General features: G+C 66.3%; 19 protein-coding genes. 14 read left to right on the plus strand and 5 right to left on the minus strand.

Annotated features, from left to right (window positions below; all coding sequences use genetic code 11):
- Positions 1 to 5 precede the first annotated feature (5 nt).
- From OIK44_RS08530 to OIK44_RS08575, 10 genes are all read left to right on the plus strand, one after another.
- Entirely contained in the window at positions 6 to 1202 is a 1197-nt protein-coding gene (locus OIK44_RS08530; protein WP_273670300.1) for a type II secretion system F family protein, read from the plus strand.
- Entirely contained in the window at positions 1199 to 2887 is a 1689-nt protein-coding gene (locus OIK44_RS08535; RefSeq protein ID WP_273670301.1) for a GspE/PulE family protein, read from the plus strand. The genes OIK44_RS08530 and OIK44_RS08535 overlap by 4 nt, the downstream gene beginning before the upstream one ends.
- A complete protein-coding gene (locus OIK44_RS08540) occupies positions 2880 to 4196 on the plus strand; it encodes a hypothetical protein (RefSeq protein WP_273670302.1) in 1317 nt (438 codons plus the stop codon). The genes OIK44_RS08535 and OIK44_RS08540 overlap by 8 nt, the downstream gene beginning before the upstream one ends.
- A complete protein-coding gene (locus OIK44_RS08545) occupies positions 4181 to 4759 on the plus strand; it encodes a hypothetical protein (RefSeq protein WP_273670303.1) in 579 nt (192 codons plus the stop codon). The genes OIK44_RS08540 and OIK44_RS08545 overlap by 16 nt, the downstream gene beginning before the upstream one ends.
- The gene (locus OIK44_RS08550) at positions 4756 to 5286 is read left to right on the plus strand and encodes a hypothetical protein (RefSeq protein ID WP_273670304.1); all 531 of its coding nucleotides are present in this window, start codon (positions 4756 to 4758) and stop codon (positions 5284 to 5286) included. Before OIK44_RS08545 ends, OIK44_RS08550 begins: the two co-directional genes overlap by 4 nt.
- Complete coding sequence (locus OIK44_RS08555) at positions 5286 to 7199, plus strand: secretin N-terminal domain-containing protein (RefSeq protein ID WP_273670305.1); 1914 nt, start codon at positions 5286 to 5288, stop codon at positions 7197 to 7199. Before OIK44_RS08550 ends, OIK44_RS08555 begins: the two co-directional genes overlap by 1 nt.
- Positions 7196 to 7681 carry a type II secretion system protein gene (locus OIK44_RS08560; protein ID WP_273670306.1) on the plus strand — a complete coding sequence of 162 codons (486 nt, stop codon included), beginning with the start codon at positions 7196 to 7198 and terminating at the stop codon, positions 7679 to 7681. Before OIK44_RS08555 ends, OIK44_RS08560 begins: the two co-directional genes overlap by 4 nt.
- A gap of 15 nt (positions 7682 to 7696) precedes the next feature.
- Complete coding sequence (locus OIK44_RS08565) at positions 7697 to 8077, plus strand: type II secretion system protein (RefSeq protein ID WP_273670307.1); 381 nt, start codon at positions 7697 to 7699, stop codon at positions 8075 to 8077.
- A 4-nt stretch (positions 8078 to 8081) separates the two neighbouring features.
- A complete protein-coding gene (locus OIK44_RS08570; RefSeq protein ID WP_273670308.1) occupies positions 8082 to 8708 on the plus strand; it encodes a type II secretion system protein in 627 nt (208 codons plus the stop codon).
- A gap of 202 nt (positions 8709 to 8910) precedes the next feature.
- The gene (locus OIK44_RS08575; protein ID WP_273670309.1) at positions 8911 to 9399 is read left to right on the plus strand and encodes an FxDxF family PEP-CTERM protein; all 489 of its coding nucleotides are present in this window, start codon (positions 8911 to 8913) and stop codon (positions 9397 to 9399) included.
- An 85-nt stretch (positions 9400 to 9484) separates the two neighbouring features.
- On the opposite strand, the gene murJ is transcribed toward OIK44_RS08575, so the two are convergent.
- A complete protein-coding gene (gene murJ, locus OIK44_RS08580; RefSeq protein WP_273670310.1) occupies positions 9485 to 11035 on the minus strand; it encodes a murein biosynthesis integral membrane protein MurJ in 1551 nt (516 codons plus the stop codon).
- A gap of 301 nt (positions 11036 to 11336) precedes the next feature.
- On the opposite strand from murJ, the gene rpsT reads away from it, so the two are divergent.
- Entirely contained in the window at positions 11337 to 11603 is a 267-nt protein-coding gene (gene rpsT, locus OIK44_RS08585; RefSeq protein WP_081611844.1) for a 30S ribosomal protein S20, read from the plus strand.
- A 180-nt stretch (positions 11604 to 11783) separates the two neighbouring features.
- Here rpsT and OIK44_RS08590 read toward each other — a convergent pair whose 3' ends face one another.
- From OIK44_RS08590 to OIK44_RS08600, 3 genes are all read right to left on the minus strand, one after another.
- On the minus strand, positions 11784 to 12233 hold the full coding sequence (locus OIK44_RS08590; protein ID WP_273670311.1) for a DUF192 domain-containing protein: 450 nt from the start codon (positions 12231 to 12233) through the stop codon (positions 11784 to 11786).
- A 146-nt stretch (positions 12234 to 12379) separates the two neighbouring features.
- Positions 12380 to 12610, minus strand: a complete 231-nt coding sequence (locus OIK44_RS08595) for a hypothetical protein (protein ID WP_273670312.1) — start codon at positions 12608 to 12610, stop codon at positions 12380 to 12382.
- A 123-nt stretch (positions 12611 to 12733) separates the two neighbouring features.
- Complete coding sequence (locus OIK44_RS08600) at positions 12734 to 13315, minus strand: pseudouridine synthase (protein ID WP_273670313.1); 582 nt, start codon at positions 13313 to 13315, stop codon at positions 12734 to 12736.
- Between the two features lie 210 nt (positions 13316 to 13525).
- Between OIK44_RS08600 and icd the strand changes: the two genes are divergently transcribed.
- The gene (gene icd / locus OIK44_RS08605; RefSeq protein WP_273670314.1) at positions 13526 to 14779 is read left to right on the plus strand and encodes an NADP-dependent isocitrate dehydrogenase; all 1254 of its coding nucleotides are present in this window, start codon (positions 13526 to 13528) and stop codon (positions 14777 to 14779) included.
- A 114-nt stretch (positions 14780 to 14893) separates the two neighbouring features.
- On the opposite strand, the gene cspE is transcribed toward icd, so the two are convergent.
- The gene (gene cspE / locus OIK44_RS08610; protein WP_010395943.1) at positions 14894 to 15097 is read right to left on the minus strand and encodes a transcription antiterminator/RNA stability regulator CspE; all 204 of its coding nucleotides are present in this window, start codon (positions 15095 to 15097) and stop codon (positions 14894 to 14896) included.
- 321 nt (positions 15098 to 15418) lie between these two features.
- Here cspE and clpS point away from each other — a divergent pair, with 321 nt between their 5' ends.
- Entirely contained in the window at positions 15419 to 15721 is a 303-nt protein-coding gene (gene clpS, locus OIK44_RS08615; protein ID WP_090315375.1) for an ATP-dependent Clp protease adapter ClpS, read from the plus strand.
- Complete coding sequence (gene clpA / locus OIK44_RS08620; RefSeq protein WP_273670315.1) at positions 15718 to 18018, plus strand: ATP-dependent Clp protease ATP-binding subunit ClpA; 2301 nt, start codon at positions 15718 to 15720, stop codon at positions 18016 to 18018. The genes clpS and clpA overlap by 4 nt, the downstream gene beginning before the upstream one ends.
- The last annotated feature ends 117 nt before the right edge of the window (positions 18019 to 18135 follow it).

An 18135-nucleotide genomic window follows, 5' to 3' on the forward strand; every position in this document is an offset into this window, starting at 1 on the left:
CGGCGATGCGTTTTGAGGTGCGCGCCGTGGCGCCGGGCCAGGGCATGGCGACGCTGCGCCTGGAGGCCGGCGACGCGGCCGACGCGCGCCGCCAGGCCGAGGCGCGCGGCCTGTTCGTCAGCGCCGTGCGGCCGCTGCGCGCGGCGCCGTTCGGCGCGGTCGCGCGCCAGCGCTGCAAGGCGCTGCCGCTGCTGCTGTTCAGCCAGGAATTGCTGGCCCTGCTGACGGCCGGGCTGAGCATCGTCGAAGCCCTCGAAGCCTTGCAGGAAAAGGAAGCCAGCGGCGCCACCCGCGCCGCGCTGGCGCGCCTGCTCGACGGCCTGCGCGAGGGCAAGCGCCTGTCGGCCGTGCTGGCCGAACAGGCCGAGCTGTTTCCGCCCCTGTACACCGGCATCGTCAGGGCGGCCGAGGGCACCAGCGACCTGCCGCGGGCGCTGGCCCGCTACATCGACTACCAGCAGCGCATCGACACGGTGCGCGCGAAAATCGTCAGCGCCGCCATCTATCCCTGCATCCTGCTGGCCGTCGGCGGCGGCGTCAGCGCCTTTTTGATCACCTATGTGGTGCCGCGTTTCGCCGAGGTCTACCAGGGCGCCGGGCGCACGCTGCCGTGGATGTCGCAGCTGCTGCTGGGCTGGGGCCAGTTCGCCGGCGCCCATCCGGGCGCGCTGCTGGCCGGCCTGGCCGCGGCGGCGCTGGCGCTGCTGTGGGGCGGCCGCCGCCTCGCCGCCGACGGCGGCGTCGCGCGCCTGCTGGCGCGCCTGCCCGGCATCGGCGCGCGCGTGCGCATTTACGAGCTGTCGCGCCTGTATATGACGCTGGGCATGCTCTGCGAGGGCGGCATCAACATCGTCCAGGCCATCGCCACGGTGCAGGGCATGGTGTCGGCGCCGCTGCAGCGGGCGCTGGCCGCGGCCCGCGCCGGCGTCGAGGCCGGCCTGCCGCTGTCGGACGCCTTCGAGGCCAACGGCCTGACGACGCCGATTTCGCTGCGCATGCTGCGCGTCGGCGAGCGCAGCGGCGACATGGCGCCGATGCTGAGCCAGTCGGCGACCTTTTACGACGGCGAGATCAGCCGCTGGGTCGAGCGTTTCACGCGCACCTTCGAGCCGCTGCTGATGGCCGCCATCGGCCTGGTCGTCGGCGCCATCGTGGTGCTGCTGTACATGCCGATTTTCGACCTGGCCGGGGACATCGCGTGAGCGCCGCGCCGGCCATCGACGCGGACTTGCTGCGGCGCGCCCGCGCCGCGCGCGCGCAGTCGCAGCGCACGCTGGTCGACGAGCTGCACGCGCTGAGCGGCGTCGAGCCGCGGCTGGCGCTGCGCGCGCTGGCGCAGCCCTTCGGCCTGGCCGTGCTGGAGACGGCCGACATGCTGGCCTTCGCGCCGGCCTTCGACCTGCTGCCGCTGGCGCAGGCCTTGGCGCGCCGCAGCGTGCTGCTGCGCACCGGCGACGGCCAGTTGGTCGGCGTGCTGGCCGACCCCTTCGACCTCGACCTGCAAACCTGGCTGGCGGCGCGGGCGCGCTGCCCGGCGCTGGCGCCGCTGCAGATCCGCCTGGCGCTGCAGTCCGACATCCAGGCCTATCTGTCGCGCCAGGAAGAGTCGGCGCGCGCCGTCGACACGCTGCTGCCCGGCGCCGCCGACACCAGGCGCGAGGGCAAGACGGCGGCCGTGCTGTCGTTCGCCTCCGTGTCCGAGGCGGCCAGCCCGGCCGTCCAGCTGGTCAACTCGACGCTGTACGACGCGCTCAAGGCGGGCGCCTCCGACATCCACCTGGAGAGCACGGCCGGCGGGCTGGCCGTCAAATACCGGGTCGACGGCGTGCTCGACCACGCCACGGCCGTCAACGGCGCCGAGCTGGCCGAGCGCATCATCTCGCGCCTGAAGGTGCTCGCCGAGCTCGACATCGCCGAGCGCCGCGTGCCGCAGGACGGCAGCTTCCGCGTCGAGGCGGGCGGGCGCGAAATCGACCTGCGCGTCTCGATCATGCCCAGCATCCACGGCGAGGACGCCGTCATCCGCATCCTCGACAAGCGCGCCATGATCGAGGCCTACGGCGCGCTGACGCTGGAGGCGCTGGGTTTCGACGCGGCCTCGCTGGCCTCGCTGCGCGCGCTGGCGCAGGAAGCCTACGGCATGCTGCTGGTGACGGGGCCTACCGGCTCCGGCAAGACGACGACGCTGTACGCGGCGCTGACGGAAATCCACAACGGCCGCGAGAAGATCATCACCATCGAGGATCCGGTCGAATACCAGCTGCCCGGCATCCTGCAAATTCCCGTCAACGAGAAGAAGGGCCTGAGCTTCGCCAAGGGCCTGCGCTCGATCCTGCGCCACGATCCCGATAAAATCATGGTCGGCGAAATCCGCGACCGCGAGACGGCGGAGATCGCCGTGCAGTCGGCGCTGACGGGCCACCTGGTGCTGACGACGGTGCACGCGAACAATGTGTTCGACGTCTTCGGCCGCTTCACCCATATGGGCATCGACCCCTACGCCTTCGTCTCGGCCCTGAACGGCATCTGGGCGCAGCGCCTGATCCGCATGAACTGTCCGCACTGCGCGGCGCCGTACACGCCGAGCGAGGCCGAACTGGCCGGCGTCAAGCTGCGCCGCGCCGACGTCGGCGACTTCCGCTTCGCCCAGGGGAGCGGTTGCGGCGACTGCCGCGGCACCGGCTACAAGGGGCGCCGCTCGATTGCCGAAATCCTCACGCTCAACGACGAGATCCGCGAGCTGATCGTCGACAAGCGGCCGATCCGCCAGATCAAGGCGGCCGCCTACGAGAACGGCACGCGCAGCCTGCGCCTGGCCGGGCTGGAACTGGTCAAACGCGGCGCGACGACGCTGGCGGAAATCAAGCGCGTGACGCTGCATGCGTAGGCGCCCGGGACAGCTGTTGCGCCTGAGCGTGGGCGCCGAGGCGCTCAGCCTGGAGCGCGCCGGCGGCTGGCGCGCCGCGGCGGCGGCGCCGGCCAGCGTGGCGCTGGCGCCGGGCTGGGACGGCGCAGCCCTCGACGCCGCGCTGGCGCAGTTGCTGGCCGGTGCCGGCCACGCCGGCTGGCCGCTCGCCGTCGTGCTCGACGATGCGTTGCTGCGGCTGTGGCAGGTGGCGCCGCCGCGCGGCGCCAGCCGCCCGGCCGACCTCGACGCGGCGGCGGCGCTGCGTTTCCAGACCTTGTACGGCGAAGCGGCGGCCGACTGGCGTATCGCCGGCCACTGGCAGGCGCGCGCGCCGTTTTTCGGCGCCGCGCCGGCGCCGCTGCTGGCCGCGCTGGAGCGGGCTGCCGCCGCGCACGGCGTGCACATCGTCGCCGTCGTGCCGCAGTTTGTCGAGGCCTGGCAGCGCTGCCGCGGCGCGCTGCGGGCCGGCGCCTGGTTCGGCGTGCTGCGCGGCGGGATGCTGACGCTCGCCGCCATCGACGCCGGCCGCCTGCGCGCCGTGCGCGCGCTGCCGCTGCCGCAAGACGCCGGCCACGAATGGCTGACCGGGACGCTGAGGCGCGAAGCGCTGCTGCTGGACCTGGCCGCGCCGGCCCTGCTGCAGTTGTGCGGCGCGGCGCCGGCGTGGGCGGCGGCGCCGGCCGGCGCCGGCCAGATTCCGCTGGCCCTGTTCGGCGAGGGCGCCGTCGCGCGCGGCGGCGCCGGCATGCCGCGGCTGGCCATCGACTTCGCGCCGGCCGGCCTGCGGCGCGCGCTGTTCCAGCTGCATCCGGCCTGGTGGGCCGGCGCCGCGCTGGGCCTGGCCCTGTGCGTCAGCGGCGCGCTGGCCGGCTCGGCGGCGCTGGCGCAGCAGCGCGTCCGCGCCGCCGAGCTGGAGCAGCAGGCGCGCCGCGCCGCGCGCCTGAGCCGGCCGGCGCCGCCGGCGGCGCCGCTGGTCGCGCCGGAGCGGGCGGCGGCGGTGAACGCCGCGGTGCTGCGGCTGAACCTGCCGTGGCGCGCGCTGCAGGAGGCGGTGGCCGCCGCCACGCCGGCGACGGTGGCGCTGCTGACGCTGGAGCCGGACGCGCGCAAGCGCGTGCTCAAGCTGGGCGCCGAAGCGAAAACCAGCGAGGCCATGATCGCCTACGTCGAGGAACTCAAGCGCCAGGAGCTGTTCGCCAGCGTGGCGCTGACCCGTCACGACATCAACGAACAAGACCCGAACCGGCCGGTGCGCTTCCAGCTGGAAGCCAGATGGGCGGCGCCGTGACGGCGGCCGGTTTTTCCGCCGCGCTGCTGGGCGCGCGCCTGCTGCTGCGCCGGCTCGGACCGGCCGCCTGCGGCGCCGCCGCGCTGTGCGTGTTGGGCGCCGGCGCCTGGGGCTGGGCCTGGCAGCAACGCGCCGCGCTGGCGCGGCTGGCCACCCGGCCGGCCGCCGTTGCGCCGGCGCCGCCGGCCGCGGCGGCCGGGCCGTCCGGCGCGGCCGCCAACCTGGCGCTGTTTTACGACACGCTGGGACAGCGCCGCTACGCCGAGCAAGAGGTCGGCCGGCTGTTCGCGCTGGCGGCCAAGTCGGGCCTGAGCCTGAGGCAGGGCGAATACAAGTTCGCCTACGACCAGGCCAGCGGCGTGCACACCTACCAGGCCGTGTTGCCGCTCAAGGGCAGTTATCGGGCCGTCTGGCAGTTCGGCCTGGAGGTGCTGCGCGCGGTGCCCTACGCGGCGCTCGACGACATCAGTTTCCGGCGCGAGTCGATCGCCGACCCGGCGCCGGAGGCGCGCCTGCGCCTGACCTTCTACCTGAAGGATGCGGACGCGGCGGTGGCGCCATGACGCCGCGCCACCTGGCGCTGGCGGCGGCGCTGGCCGGCGCCGCCGCCCTGGCCGCGTTCGGCGACAGCAGCCCGGCCGTCGACGTGGCCGAGGCGGTGGTGCGCGGCGCGGCCGCGCCGGCGCCGGCGCGGCGCGCCGCCAGTGCGGCGCCGGCCGCCGCGCCGCTGATCCTGGCGCTGCGCCCGCGCGCCGAGTTGATCGGCGAGGCCGGCGAATTCGCCGGCGCCGACGCCGCCTTCCAGAGCCAGGACTGGACGCCGCCGCCGGCGCCGCCGCCCACGCAGGAGGCAGCGCCGCCGGCGCCGCCGCCGAGCGCGCCGCCGCTGCCGTTCACCTGCATCGGCAAGGCCGCCGCCGGCGGCAGTTGGGAAGTGTTCCTGGCGCGGGCCGACAAAACCTATATCGTGCGCAGCAACAGCGTCATCGACGGCCAGTACCGCGTCGATGCGATCGCGCCGCCCTTGATGACGCTCACCTATCTGCCGTTGAACCAGGTTCAACAGCTCAACATTGGAGTTCCCGACTGATGCCTGGCCACGCAAGAATCTTCCCCGCCGGCTGCGCCGGTCTCCGCCGCGCGGCGGCGCTGGCCCTGCTGCTGGCGCTGTGCGGCTGCGCGGCGCAGCAGGCTTACCGCGACGGCCGCGCGCTGCTCGCGCAGGACCAGGTCGAGGCCGGCCTGCTGAGGCTCCAGGACGCGGTCGCGCGCGAGCCCGGCAACGCGGAATACAAGATGGCCTACCTGGGCGCGCGCGACGGCGCCATCGCCCGCTATCTGGAGCGGGCCGAACGCGCCTACGCGGCGGCGCAGCCGGAGCCGGCCGCCGCGCAGTTGCAGGCGGCGCTGGCGCTGGACCCGCAAAACGAGCGCGCCAGGGCCGGCCTGCGCGCGCTCGACGCCGCCGCGCGCCAGGCGAAGCTGCTGGCCGAGGCCGGCGCCGCCGCCGCCAACAAGCAGTACGAGCCGGCGCGCCAGCAGCTCGCCGCCATCCTGAGCGAACGGCCCGACCACCCGGGCGCGCGCGCGCTGCTGCGCGAGATCGGCGAGAAGACGGCGCCGGCGCCGGCCGAGTCGGGCCTGGCGCAGGCGTTCCGCCAGCCGCTGACGATCGAGTTCCGCGACGCCCCGCTCAAGCAGGTGTTCGACGTCGTGGCGCGCCGCTCGGGCCTGAATTTCATCTTCGACAAGGACGTCAAGATCGACGGCAGGACCACTATCCTCCTGAAGAACAGCACGGTTGAGGCGGCCATCTACTTTCTGCTGATAAGCAACCAGCTGGAGCAGCAGGTGATGGATGCGAACACCATCCTGATCTATCCGAACGTCGCGCTGAAGGTCAAGGAATACCAGGAAATGGTGGTGAAGACCTTCTTCCTGGCGAACGCCGAAGCCAAGCAGATCGCCTACACGCTGAAGACCATCCTGAAGTCGCGCGACGTCGTCGTCGACGAAAAGCTCAATCTGGTGATTGTGCGCGACAGCGCCGAGGCGATCCGCCTGGCCGAGCGCCTGGTCGCCTTGCAGGATGTGGCGGAACCGGAGGTCATGCTCGACGTCGAGATCCTGGAAGTCAAACGCAGCCGCCTGATGGAGCTGGGCGTGGCCTGGCCGGGCGGCGTCACGCTGGCGCCGCTGACCGGCACCGGCGGCCGCGCGCTGACCGTCGCGGACCTGAACCATCTGAACCAGCGCAGCATCGGCATTTCCGAACTGAGCGCCAGGATCAACGCCAACAAGACCGACGGCGACACGAATATCCTGGCCAATCCGCGCATCCGCGTGCGCAACAAGGAAAAGGCCAAGGTGCTGATCGGCGAGAGGCTGCCGGTGATTACCACGACGATCTCGCCCGGCACCGGCGGCTTTGCCTCCGAGTCCGTCGCCTATGTCGACGTCGGGCTGACGCTGAACGCCGAGCCGACGATTTACCTGAACAACGAGGTGGCGATCCGCATCTCGCTGGAGGTCAGCAATCTGGTCAGCCAGCTGACGACCAAGACCGGCAGCGTGGCCTACCAGATCGGCACCCGGCAGGCGACGACGCTGCTGCAACTGAAGGATGGCGAGAACCAGGTGCTGGCCGGCTTGATCAACAATGAAGACCGCAGTTCCGGCAGCAAGGTGCCCGGCTTCGGCGACATTCCACTGCTGGGGCGTCTGTTTGGCAGCACCAAGGACGACCGGCAGAAAACCGAGATTGTGCTGTCGATCACGCCGCGCCTGGTGCGCAATATCCAGCGCCCGGAGGCGCAGGCGTCCGAATTTTCCACCGGCACCGAGAGCAACTTCCGCCGCCGCCCCGACCTGAGTCCGAAGGCGCCGACGCAGTTGCCCGGCATGCCGGCCGCATCCGCCGCCGCACCGGCCGCGCCTGTGCCGGTTGCGCCTGCGCCGGCCGCACCTACGCAGGCTGTACCTACGCCGGCTGCACCGAAATGAACTTCGCCGTGGCGCGCGGCGGCGGCTTCACGCTGATCGAGCTGCTGGTGACACTGGCGATTCTGGGCGTGCTCGGCACGCTGGTGGCGCCGGCCGCGCAGGTGGCGCTGCAACGCCGCAACGAGCAGGAGTTGCGCCGCTCGCTGCGCGAGATCCGCCAGGGCATCGACGCCTACAAGCGCGCCTACGACGAGGGCCGCATCGCCAAGACGCTGGCCGCCAGCGGCTATCCGAAAAGCCTGGAACTGCTGGTCGAAGGCGTGGCCGACCAGCAAAGCCCGCAGCGCGCCAAGGTGTTTTTCCTGCGCCGGGTGCCGCGCGATCCCTTTCATCCCGACCCCGGCGTCGCCGACGCGCAAACCTGGGGCCGGCGCAGCTACGCCAGCGAGGCGGACGCGCCGCGCGAGGGCGAGGATGTCTACGACGTGTACTCGACGTCGGACAAGACCGGCCTGAACGACGTGCCTTACCGTTTGTGGTGAGCGATGGAGCGGCACATGATTAAGAGCGGGCGGCGCGGCTTCACACTGATTGAACTGTTGGTGGTGCTGGCCATCGTCGCGTTGCTGCTGAGCCTGGCCGTGCCGCGCTACTTCCCCAGCATCGTCACGGCCAAGGAAACCATCCTCGCCGACAATCTGCGCAATGCGCGCGCCACCATCGACCAGTTCTACGGCGACACCGGGCGCTATCCCGACTCGCTGGAGCAATTGGTGGAGAAAAAATATCTGCGCGCGCTGCCCGTCGACCCGATCACCGACAGCACGGCGACCTGGCTGCTGCTGGCGCCGCCGGACGAGGCCAAGGGCAATGTCTACGACCTTAGAAGCGGCGCGCCCGGCCAGGACCGCAGCGGCAAACCCTACGCCGACTGGTAAGACGATGCCGTCCGCGCCGCGCCGCCAGCAGGGTTTCACCTACCTGGGCCTGCTCATCCTGGTCGCCATCATCGGCCTGGTCGGGGCGGCCGGCCTGAAGATGGGCGCGCTGCTGCAGCGCAGCGCCGCCGAACGGGAGTTGCTCGACATCGGCGCCGCCTTTGCCGACGCCCTCGACAGCTATGCCCGCGTCACGCCGGCCGGCCAGCCGCGCCAGCCGGCCGCGCTCAAGGACTTGCTCCGCGACCCGCGCTTTCCCGGCACGCTGCGGCATTTGCGCAAGCTGTACGTCGATCCGATGACCGGCCGGGCCGAGTGGGGTTTGCTGCATCCGCCCGGCGGCAACGGCATCGTCGGCGTCCACAGCCTGTCGCCGGCCCGGCCGGTCAAGGTCGGCAATTTCGACGCGCGCTTCCAGGGCTTCGAGGACAAGCTGCGTTTGTCGGATTGGGTCTTCATGGCCTCGGGCGGCTTGGCCGGCGCTGCCGCGCCGGGCGCCGATCTCCCGGCCGTCCCGCCTTTGCCGCCTGCGCCCGCCGAGCCGCCTGCGCCGCCCGACGCGCCGCCAGAACCTGAGCCGGAAGCAGAGCCGGAACCGGCCGCAACGCCGCAGCCGGTGTCGGCCGAATGACTATTGTTGACTCTTGGAAACGAGTGTGGCGGGAAAAAGACGGACTTATCAATTTATGCTTGATATGCCCAGGAGCGTTATAAAAAAAGAATCTTAGATGAACATTTTATAAGACTTTTCGTGAGGATATTGATACTATTATTCAACGATGTTCTTTTCCACCAAGGGCCGTGTAACGCGGCCTCTTCATCCGAGGGTAAATATGAAATTGAAACTTTTCGTTGCAAGCTTGTTGGCCGCTGCCTCTTTTAGCGCCCTTGCAGCTGACCAGGCCGTCGTGCTGAGCCTGGATCCTGAGGCGATCAATGGTTTTGTCGGCTATAAAACTCCGCTTGACGGCATCCTGTCCGGCGGCTCCGATGTCATCACATTCAATGGCATTGGCGCCGGCGTGTATAACATCACTGTGACGATCAGCGGTCAGAACCTGACTTTTGATAGCGTCTTGTCGAACCTGAACGGCGTTGGCGGCACCTATAGCCAAGACGGTAAATTCCGCTTCTTCGGTTTCGACTTCACCGGCAATGCGCCATTCACGCTGAACCTGTTCGGTAACGCCGGCCTCGGCGCGAAATACAGCGGCGAAGTGACGATCACGGCCGTTCCAGAGCCAGAAACCTATGGCATGCTGTTGGGTGGTCTGGGTCTGATCGCTTTCCTGGCCCGTCGCAAGGCGGCTAAACAGGTCTGAGTCCCGCACAGCATCTTGTGAGAGACGAAAAAAAACCCGCTCTGCGGGTTTTTTTTCGTCTGCCCGGAAGGGCCGGGGCGCCGGCTCAGGCGGCGCTGCGCTTGAAGTCGCGGAAGCGGAAACCCATCGCCAGCAGCGCGGCGAAATAGCATAGCGCGCACACGCCGACGACGAGGAAGAGGGCGCCGGCGCGCAGCAAGGGGTGGGACTGCAGGGCGATCCAGTCGAAGCGGGCCGCGCCCTGGACGGCCACGGCCGCCATCACGCACAGGGCCACCGCCAGGCGCAGGCAGAACTTGGCCCAGCCCGGCCGCGGCTGGTAAATGCCGCGCCGCCGCAAGCCCCAATACAGGAAGGAGGCGTTCAGGCAGGCGCCCAGGCCGATCGACAGGGCCAGGCCGGCGACGGCCAGATGGGGCACGAACAGCAGATTCATCAATTGAGTGGCCACCAGCACGCCCAGCGCGATCTTCACCGGGGTGCGGATGTCCTGGCGCGCGTAAAACGCCGGCGCCAGCGTTTTCACCAGGATGATGCCGATCAGGCCGGCGCTATAGGCCATCAGCGGCTGGGCCGACATGGCCACGGCCTGGGTGCTGAATTTACCGTAGTGGAACAGCGTGGCGATCAGCGGCTGGGCCAGCGTCGCCATGCCGACGGCGGCCGGCAGGGCCAGCAGGAAGGTCAGGCGCAAGCCCCAGTCCAGCAGGGCCGAATACTCGGTCTTGTCGCCGTCGCTGTTCGCCTTCGACAGGCTGGGCAGCAGAATCGTGCCCAGCGCCACGCCCAGCATGGCGGTGGGGAATTCCATCAGCCGGTCCGCATACGACAACCAGGAAATGCTGCCCTCGGCCAGGTGCGACGCGATGCTGGTGTTGATCATCAGGCTGATTTGCGCGGCCGACACGGCGAACACGGCCGGCCCCATCTTCTTCAGCACACGGCGCACGCCCTCGTCGCGCAGGCCGGCGGCGGGGTTCAAGGCCAGGCGCGGCAGCATGCCGACCTTCATCAGCGCCGGGATCTGTATACCCACTTGCAGCAGGCCGCCGACGAAGACGGCGATGGCCATCGCGTAGATCGGCTGGGCCAGGTGCTGGGCCAGCAGCAGCGAGGCGGCGATGAAGGACAGGTTCAGCAGCACCGGCGTGAACGCGGGAATCTTGAACTGGCGCCAAGTGTTGAGGATGCCGCCGGCCAGCGCGACGAAGGACATGCAGCTAATATAGGGGAACATCAGCCGCGTCATCCAGACGGCCGCGTCGAAGGCGCCCGGCTTGTCGTCCAGGCCCGTGGCGATGAAGTACACGAAGGCGGGCGCGCCGACGATGCCGACGGCGCTCACCAGCAGCGTGGCCCAGACCAGCGTCGTGGCGACGTGGTCGACCAGTAGCTTGCTGGCCTGCGGGCCGTGCTGGTTCTTGTATTCCGACAGGATGGGCACGAAGGCTTGCGAGAACGCGCCCTCGGCAAACAGGCGGCGCAGCAGGTTGGGGATGCGGAAGGCGACAATGAAGGCGTCGGTGTAGGCGCCGGCGCCAAAGGCGCGGGCGAACAGACTTTCGCGCAGCAGTCCGGTGACACGGGACAGCATGGTCATGCTGGAAATAGCGGCTAGGGTTTTGAGCAAGTTCATGGGGCAAGATTATAGCTGGGACAACAGCGCGCGCGGGCGCCGCCGGACGGTGCCGTGGCGGCCGTCCGCCCGGCTTTGGTTTTTTTGCAACATCGACCGGCCGGCGCCATTAATCTGATTTTAGAATTGCCCCCGCTTGAAAATATCGCTATAATCGAAGGCTGTACAGAATTCTGTTACGCAGACACTAATGTTTGACAGGCACTGGTTTGGCACACATGGTTCGGCAGACGCACAGAACGCACCGGTTGGCAAACACTAATGTTTGCAAACGCACTTTGACCCTGTTTTAGGAAATTCCATGGCAAATACCGCACAAGCGCGCAAACGCGCTCGTCAAGCAGTTAAGCAAAACGCACACAATTCGTCCCAGCGTTCGACCTTGCGCACAGCTATCAAAGCTGTTCGTAAAGCGATCCAGGGCGGCGACAAGGCAGCTGCTGCTGCAATCTTCCAGGCTTCCGTGTCGACGATCGACCGTATTGCTGACAAGAAAATCATCCACAAAAACAAGGCAGCTCGCCATAAGAGCCGTCTGGCAGCCGCTTTGAAAGCACTGTCCGCTTAATTGTTGTTGTGGGGCCGCTCAGGCGGTCGCATTCGCAGGCCGGGCCGCGCCATTCGCAAGAATGGCGTCGCTTGGCTTGTGTGCTTTGCGGCGGCATTTTTCCGCCGTGGCACGCCGATGACAGGCAAAAAAAACCCGCGCGACTCCATGTCGCGCGGGTTTTTTCTTGTCCGGCCGGATTTAGCGCAGGCGCGGCAGGTTGCCGATCACGGTGCCCGGCTTGATGTTCTTTTGTTTGAACCAGCCCAGGTTCATTTCCAGCGCGTAGCGCACCGGCACGGCTTTCTTGGAGCAGTGGCTGTCGAGCGTCTGCGGCTGCATGTCCTCGATATTGACGATCTTGCCCTCGGCGTCGATGAAGGCGACCGACAGCGGCAGCAGGGTGTTTTTCATCCACATGCATTGCGTCGCCGGCGCGTCGAAGACGAACACCATGCCCGCGTTGTTGGGCATTTTTTCACGGAACATCAGGCCTTGCTCGCGCTGCGCGTCGGAGGCGGCCACTTCGGCGCTGATCAGGTGGATGCCGGCCGATAATTGGGTCGAGGCGAAGCGCTGGTTTTGCGCCAGTGCGGCGCCGGCGCCGGCCAGCATGGCCGTTGCGCTCAGGGTTGCCAAAAGTGTTTTCATGGGTGTGCAGTGGGGCGGACAGAAGGGGCGATTAAGCCATGCCGGGCGCACCGGCGTCAAGGGCGGCGTCCGGCGCCCGCGGCGGGCGCAAGGCGGGCGTTAAAAAAGGCAGGACCAGCCTGCCTTTTTGATGTTGCCAAAAACGCTTACTTAGCCGATGCGGCGGATGCGGCCGATGCAGCTTCCGAAGCCGATGCTGCCTTCTTGGCTTTTTTGGCTTTCTTGGCTTTTGGCGCCGACGCTTCAGCCGAAGCGGCAGGTGCGGAGGCGGCGGCCGATGCGGCAGGCGCCGAAGCGGAGGCCGAAGCGGCAGGGGCGGCAGCGAAAGCCGAAGCAGCGAACAAGGAAGCAACCAGAGCAGCGATGATTTTGGACATTTTGAATTCCTTTAACGTGTTTGGGAAACTGCAAGATTCTGATGAATCTGAGCCTATAACGCGGGCAAATACTTGGCGGTTGACATCACTTTGCAAAAAAACGCGATTAATTTATATGGTTTATCACTTGCCGCGGCCGGCGCCGGCCTTGCCCAGTTCGGCCGGCGACACTTCGCGCCATTCGCCCGGCATCAAGGGGTGGCTGGCCAGCGAAAACGGCCCGATGGCGCTGCGCACCAGGCGCAGCGTCGGCAGGCCGACGGCGGCCGTCATGCGCCGCACCTGGCGGTTCTTGCCCTCCTGTATGGTCAGCGCCAGCCACGCCGTCGGCTGCTCCAGGCGCGCGCGGATGGGCGGCGTGCGCGGCCAGATCCAGTCCGGCGCGGCGATCTGCACGGCCTGGCAGGGCTGGGTGGTGAAGTCGCCCAGGTCCAGCGGCGCGCGCAGCCGCGCCAGCGTGGCCTGGTCCGGCACGCCGTCGACCTGCACCAGATAGGTCTTCGGCTGCTTCAGGTCGGGGTGGCTGATGTCGTGCTGCAGGCGGCCGTCGTCGGTGAGCAGCAGCAAGCCCTCGCTGTCGGCGTCGAGCCGGCCGGCCGGGTAGATGTTCGGGATCGTCAGGTAGTCGGCCAGCGTGGCGCGCTCCGGCTGGGGGGAAAACTGGCACAATACCTGGTAGGGCTTATTAAATAGTATGAGTGGCATGCGGGTCGGGTGCAAAATAGGGGGTGGCAGGCGACGCCTGTGTCGTAAAATCGTAGCGCCTTGTAAAATACTAGTGCATAATGTGAAACGCCTGTCTTATGTCTTATAGAAGACTAAAGATGCAGTAGCACTTTTGTAAAAATTCAGATTGCAGATCGCGTCAGCAAGCGCCCTTACCGGCCGTTTGCAGCGCCCACTTCGGAGATCACGATGTATCAACATATCACTGTACCTGCTGACGGCAAAAAAATCACCGTCAACGCCGATTTTTCGCTGAATGTACCGCACAATCCCATCGTTCCCTACATCGAAGGCGATGGCACGGGCGTCGACATCAGCCCGGTCATGATCAAAGTGATCGACGCGGCCGTGGCCAAAGCCTACGGCGGCGCGCGCAAAATCAGCTGGATGGAAATCTACGCCGGCGAAAAGTCGACCAACGTCTACGGTCCCGACGTGTGGCTGCCGGAAGAAACGCTGCAAGTGCTGCAGGACTACGTCGTCTCGATCAAGGGTCCGTTGACGACCCCGGTCGGCGGCGGCATCCGTTCGCTCAACGTCGCCCTGCGCCAGCAGCTCGACCTGTATGTCTGCCTGCGCCCCGTGCGCTACTTCACCGGCGTGCCTTCGCCGGTGCGTGAGCCGGAAAAAACCGACATGGTGATTTTCCGCGAAAACTCGGAAGACATCTACGCCGGCATCGAATGGCAGGAAGGCTCCGACGGCGCCAAGAAGCTGATCGAGTTCCTGACCAAGGAAATGGGCGTCACCAAGATCCGCTTCCCGGAAACCTCGGGCATCGGCATCAAGCCGGTGTCGCGCGAAGGCACCGAGCGCCTGGTGCGCAAGGCGATCCAGTACGCGGTCGACAATGACAAGCCGTCCGTGACGATCGTCCACAAGGGCAACATCATGAAGTACACGGAAGGCGGCTTCCGCGACTGGGCCTATGCGCTGGCGCAAAAAGAATTCGGCGCCGAGCTGATCGACGGCGGCCCATGGTCGAAGTTCAAGAACCCGAAAACCGGCCGCGACATCATCGTCAAGGATTCCATCGCCGACGCGTTCCTGCAACAGATTCTGCTGCGCCCGAACGAGTACAGCGTCATCGCCACGTTGAACCTGAACGGCGACTACATCTCCGACGCGCTCGCCGCGCAAGTGGGCGGCATCGGCATCGCGCCGGGCGCCAACCTGTCGGACTCCGTGGCGATGTTCGAAGCGACCCACGGCACGGCGCCCAAGTACGCCGGCAAGGACTATGTGAACCCGGGTTCGCTGATCCTGTCGGCTGAAATGATGCTGCGCCACATGGGCTGGTTCGAAGCGGCCGACCTGGTCATCGACTCGATGCAGAAATCCATCGCCTCGAAGCGCGTCACCTACGACTTCGCCCGCCTGATGGAAGGCGCGACCCAAGTGTCGTGCTCCGGCTTCGGCGAGGTCATGATCGAGCACATGTAATACCACAGGCCGGGCCTGCCCCTGCGGGGGCTGGCCCGGCCCGCGCGCCGGCTTGGCCCGGACGAAAAAAAACCCCGCGACGCGGGGTTTTTCACTTCCTGGGCCTGATAAAACTCAGGCTGCCTGGATGTTGGAAGCTTGCTTGCCTTTAGGGCCTTGCGTGACTTCGAACTGAACTTTTTGACCTTCTTTGAGGGTCTTGAAACCGTTCATGTTGATTGCGGAGAAATGCGCAAACAAATCCTCGCCACCATCATCTGGGGTGATGAAACCAAAGCCCTTGGAATCATTGAACCACTTAACTGTACCTGTTGCCATAAAAAGAACTTTCAAATAAAAACGAATCACACGAGCCATAAAAGCAAGAAGCTTCTTGCCCCCTCCTCGACGCCTCACTTCTTATCAACCTATACATTTCTGCACTAGTCGATACCGCATTGTTGGCGGAATAAATGCTGAAGTCAAGCGCTTTCCTCACAATTTTGCTAATATTTTTATAACATGCAAATGGGCAACTCTTGAATTTATCGATGGCGTCGCCACCTGCGCAGAGTCGAGAAAGCGCGTAAGATTGAAAACTATTGGAATGGCGCTGATATTTGCGCTTTGCATCCACCCTGAAAGCATTAGAATAAGCGTATGGCAACCAAGCATGACACCGAAACCCTACTGGAGCGTCAGGCGCTAAAACCGCCGCCTTTGTACCAGGTGGCCCTGCTCAATGATGACTACACGCCGATGGAATTTGTCGTCGCCATCATCCAGGAGTACTTCAACAAAGACCGGGAAACGGCGACTCAGATTATGCTCAGTGTGCATCGTTACGGCAAAGGAGTGTGCGGCGTGTTCTCTAAAGATATAGCGTGTACAAAAGTGGAGTTCGTTTTAACGCATGCGCGCAAGGCGGGGCACCCCCTGCAGTGCGTGATGGAGGAAGTATGATTGCGCAGGAATTAGAAGTAAGTTTGCACATGGCGTTCGTCGAGGCGCGCCAGGCCCGGCACGAGTTCATCACGGTCGAGCATTTGCTGCTGGCGCTGCTGGACAACCCCTCGGCGGCCGAGGTGTTGCGCGCGTGCGCGGTCAACATCGAGGATTTGCGCAAGACCCTCACCAATTTCATCGGCGATAACACCCCGACCGTGCCCGGCACGGGCGAGGTCGACACCCAGCCGACGCTCGGTTTCCAGCGCGTCATCCAGCGCGCCATCATGCACGTGCAGTCCGCCTCGAACGGCAAGAAGGAAGTGACGGGCGCCAACGTGCTCGTGGCCATCTTCGGCGAGAAGGATTCGCACGCCGTCTACTATCTGCACCAGCAGGGCGTGACGCGCCTGGACGTGGTCAACTTCATCTCCCACGGCGTGCGCAAGGACCAGCAGGTCGACATGCAGAAGACTTCGGAAGGCGTGGAAGAGGCGTCCGTCGACGGCCAACAGAAGGAAAGCCCGCTCGACCAGTTCACGCAGAACCTGAACAAGGCCGCCGCCGAGGGCAAGATCGACCCCTTGATCGGCCGCGAGGACGAGGTCGACCGCGTCATCCAGATCCTGTGCCGGCGCCGCAAGAACAATCCGCTGCTCGTCGGCGAGGCCGGCGTCGGCAAGACCGCCATCGCCGAGGGCCTGGCCTGGCGCGTCACCCAGGGCGAGGTGCCGGAGATCCTCGCCAATGCCGTCGTGTATTCGCTGGACATGGGCGCGCTGCTGGCCGGCACCAAATACCGCGGCGATTTCGAGCAGCGCCTCAAGGCCGTCCTCAAGCAATTGAAGGATAACCCGCACGGCATCCTGTTCATCGACGAGATCCACACGATCATCGGCGCCGGCTCGGCCTCGGGCGGCACGCTGGACGCGTCCAACCTGCTGAAACCGGCGCTGGCGAACGGCCAGCTCAAATGCATAGGCGCGACCACCTACACGGAATTCCGCGGCGTGTTCGAGAAAGACCATGCCCTGTCGCGGCGCTTCCAGAAGGTCGACGTCAACGAGCCGACCGTCGAGCAGACGGTGCAGATCCTGCGCGGCCTGAAGTCGCGCTTCGAGGAGCACCACGGCGTCAAGTATTCGGCGTCGGCCCTGTCCACGGCGGCCGAGTTGGCCGCGCGCTTCATCAACGACCGCCACCTGCCCGACAAGGCCATCGACGTCATCGACGAGGCCGGCGCGGCCCAGCGCATCCTGCCGAAGTCGAAGCAGAAGAAAACCATCGGCAAGTCGGAGATCGAGGACATCATCGCCAAGATCGCCCGCATCCCGCCGCAGACCGTCAACCAGGACGACCGCAGCAAGCTGCAAACCATCGACCGCGACCTGCGCAACGTCGTCTTCGGCCAGGAGCCGGCCATCGAGGCGCTGTCGTCGGCCATCAAGATGGCGCGCGCCGGCCTGGGCAAGACCGACAAGCCGATCGGCTCCTTCCTGTTCTCCGGTCCCACCGGCGTCGGCAAGACCGAAGTGGCGAAGCAGCTGGCCTTCATTCTCGGCATCGAGCTGATCCGTTTCGACATGTCGGAATACATGGAGCGCCACGCCGTCAGCCGCCTGATCGGCGCGCCGCCGGGCTATGTCGGCTTCGACCAGGGCGGCTTGCTGACCGAGGCGATCACCAAGAAGCCGCACGCCGTGCTGCTGCTCGACGAGATCGAAAAGGCCCATCCGGACATCTTCAACATCCTGCTGCAGGTGATGGACCACGGCACGCTGACGGACAACAACGGCCGCAAGGCGGACTTCCGCAACGTCATCATCATCATGACGACGAACGCGGGCGCGGAGAGCCTGCAGAAGCATGCGATCGGCTTCACCAACTCGAAAGAGGCGGGCGACGAGATGGCCGACATCAAGCGCATGTTCACGCCGGAGTTCCGCAACCGCATCGACGCGACGATCAGCTTCCGCGCGCTGGACGAGGAAATCATCCTGCGCGTCGTCGACAAATTCCTCATGCAGCTGGAAGAGCAGTTGCACGAGAAAAAAGTCGAGGCGATCTTCACGGAGAAGCTGCGCAAGTTCCTGGCCAAGAAGGGTTTCGACCCGCTGATGGGCGCGCGGCCGATGGCGCGCCTGATCCAGGACATGATCCGCAAGGCGCTGGCCGACGAACTGCTGTTCGGCCGCCTCGTCAGCGGCGGCAAGGTCACCGTCGACCTCGACGAGAAGGATGCCGTCAAGCTGGAGTTCCCCGAGTCCGACGCGACGCCACCGACGAGCGCGCCGGAAATCGTCGAAGTCGAGTAAGGCTGCAGGCCGTCCCGAATTGGCGGGCTGTCGCGATTGCTGCGATACAGCGATAAAAGTAAAAAAGCCCCGTAACTCCAAAGAGTTACGGGGCTTTTTTGATATTTGCCTCGGTGG

The organism is Janthinobacterium fluminis, assembly GCF_028595325.1.
Lineage (GTDB): Bacteria > Pseudomonadota > Gammaproteobacteria > Burkholderiales > Burkholderiaceae_D > Janthinobacterium > Janthinobacterium fluminis.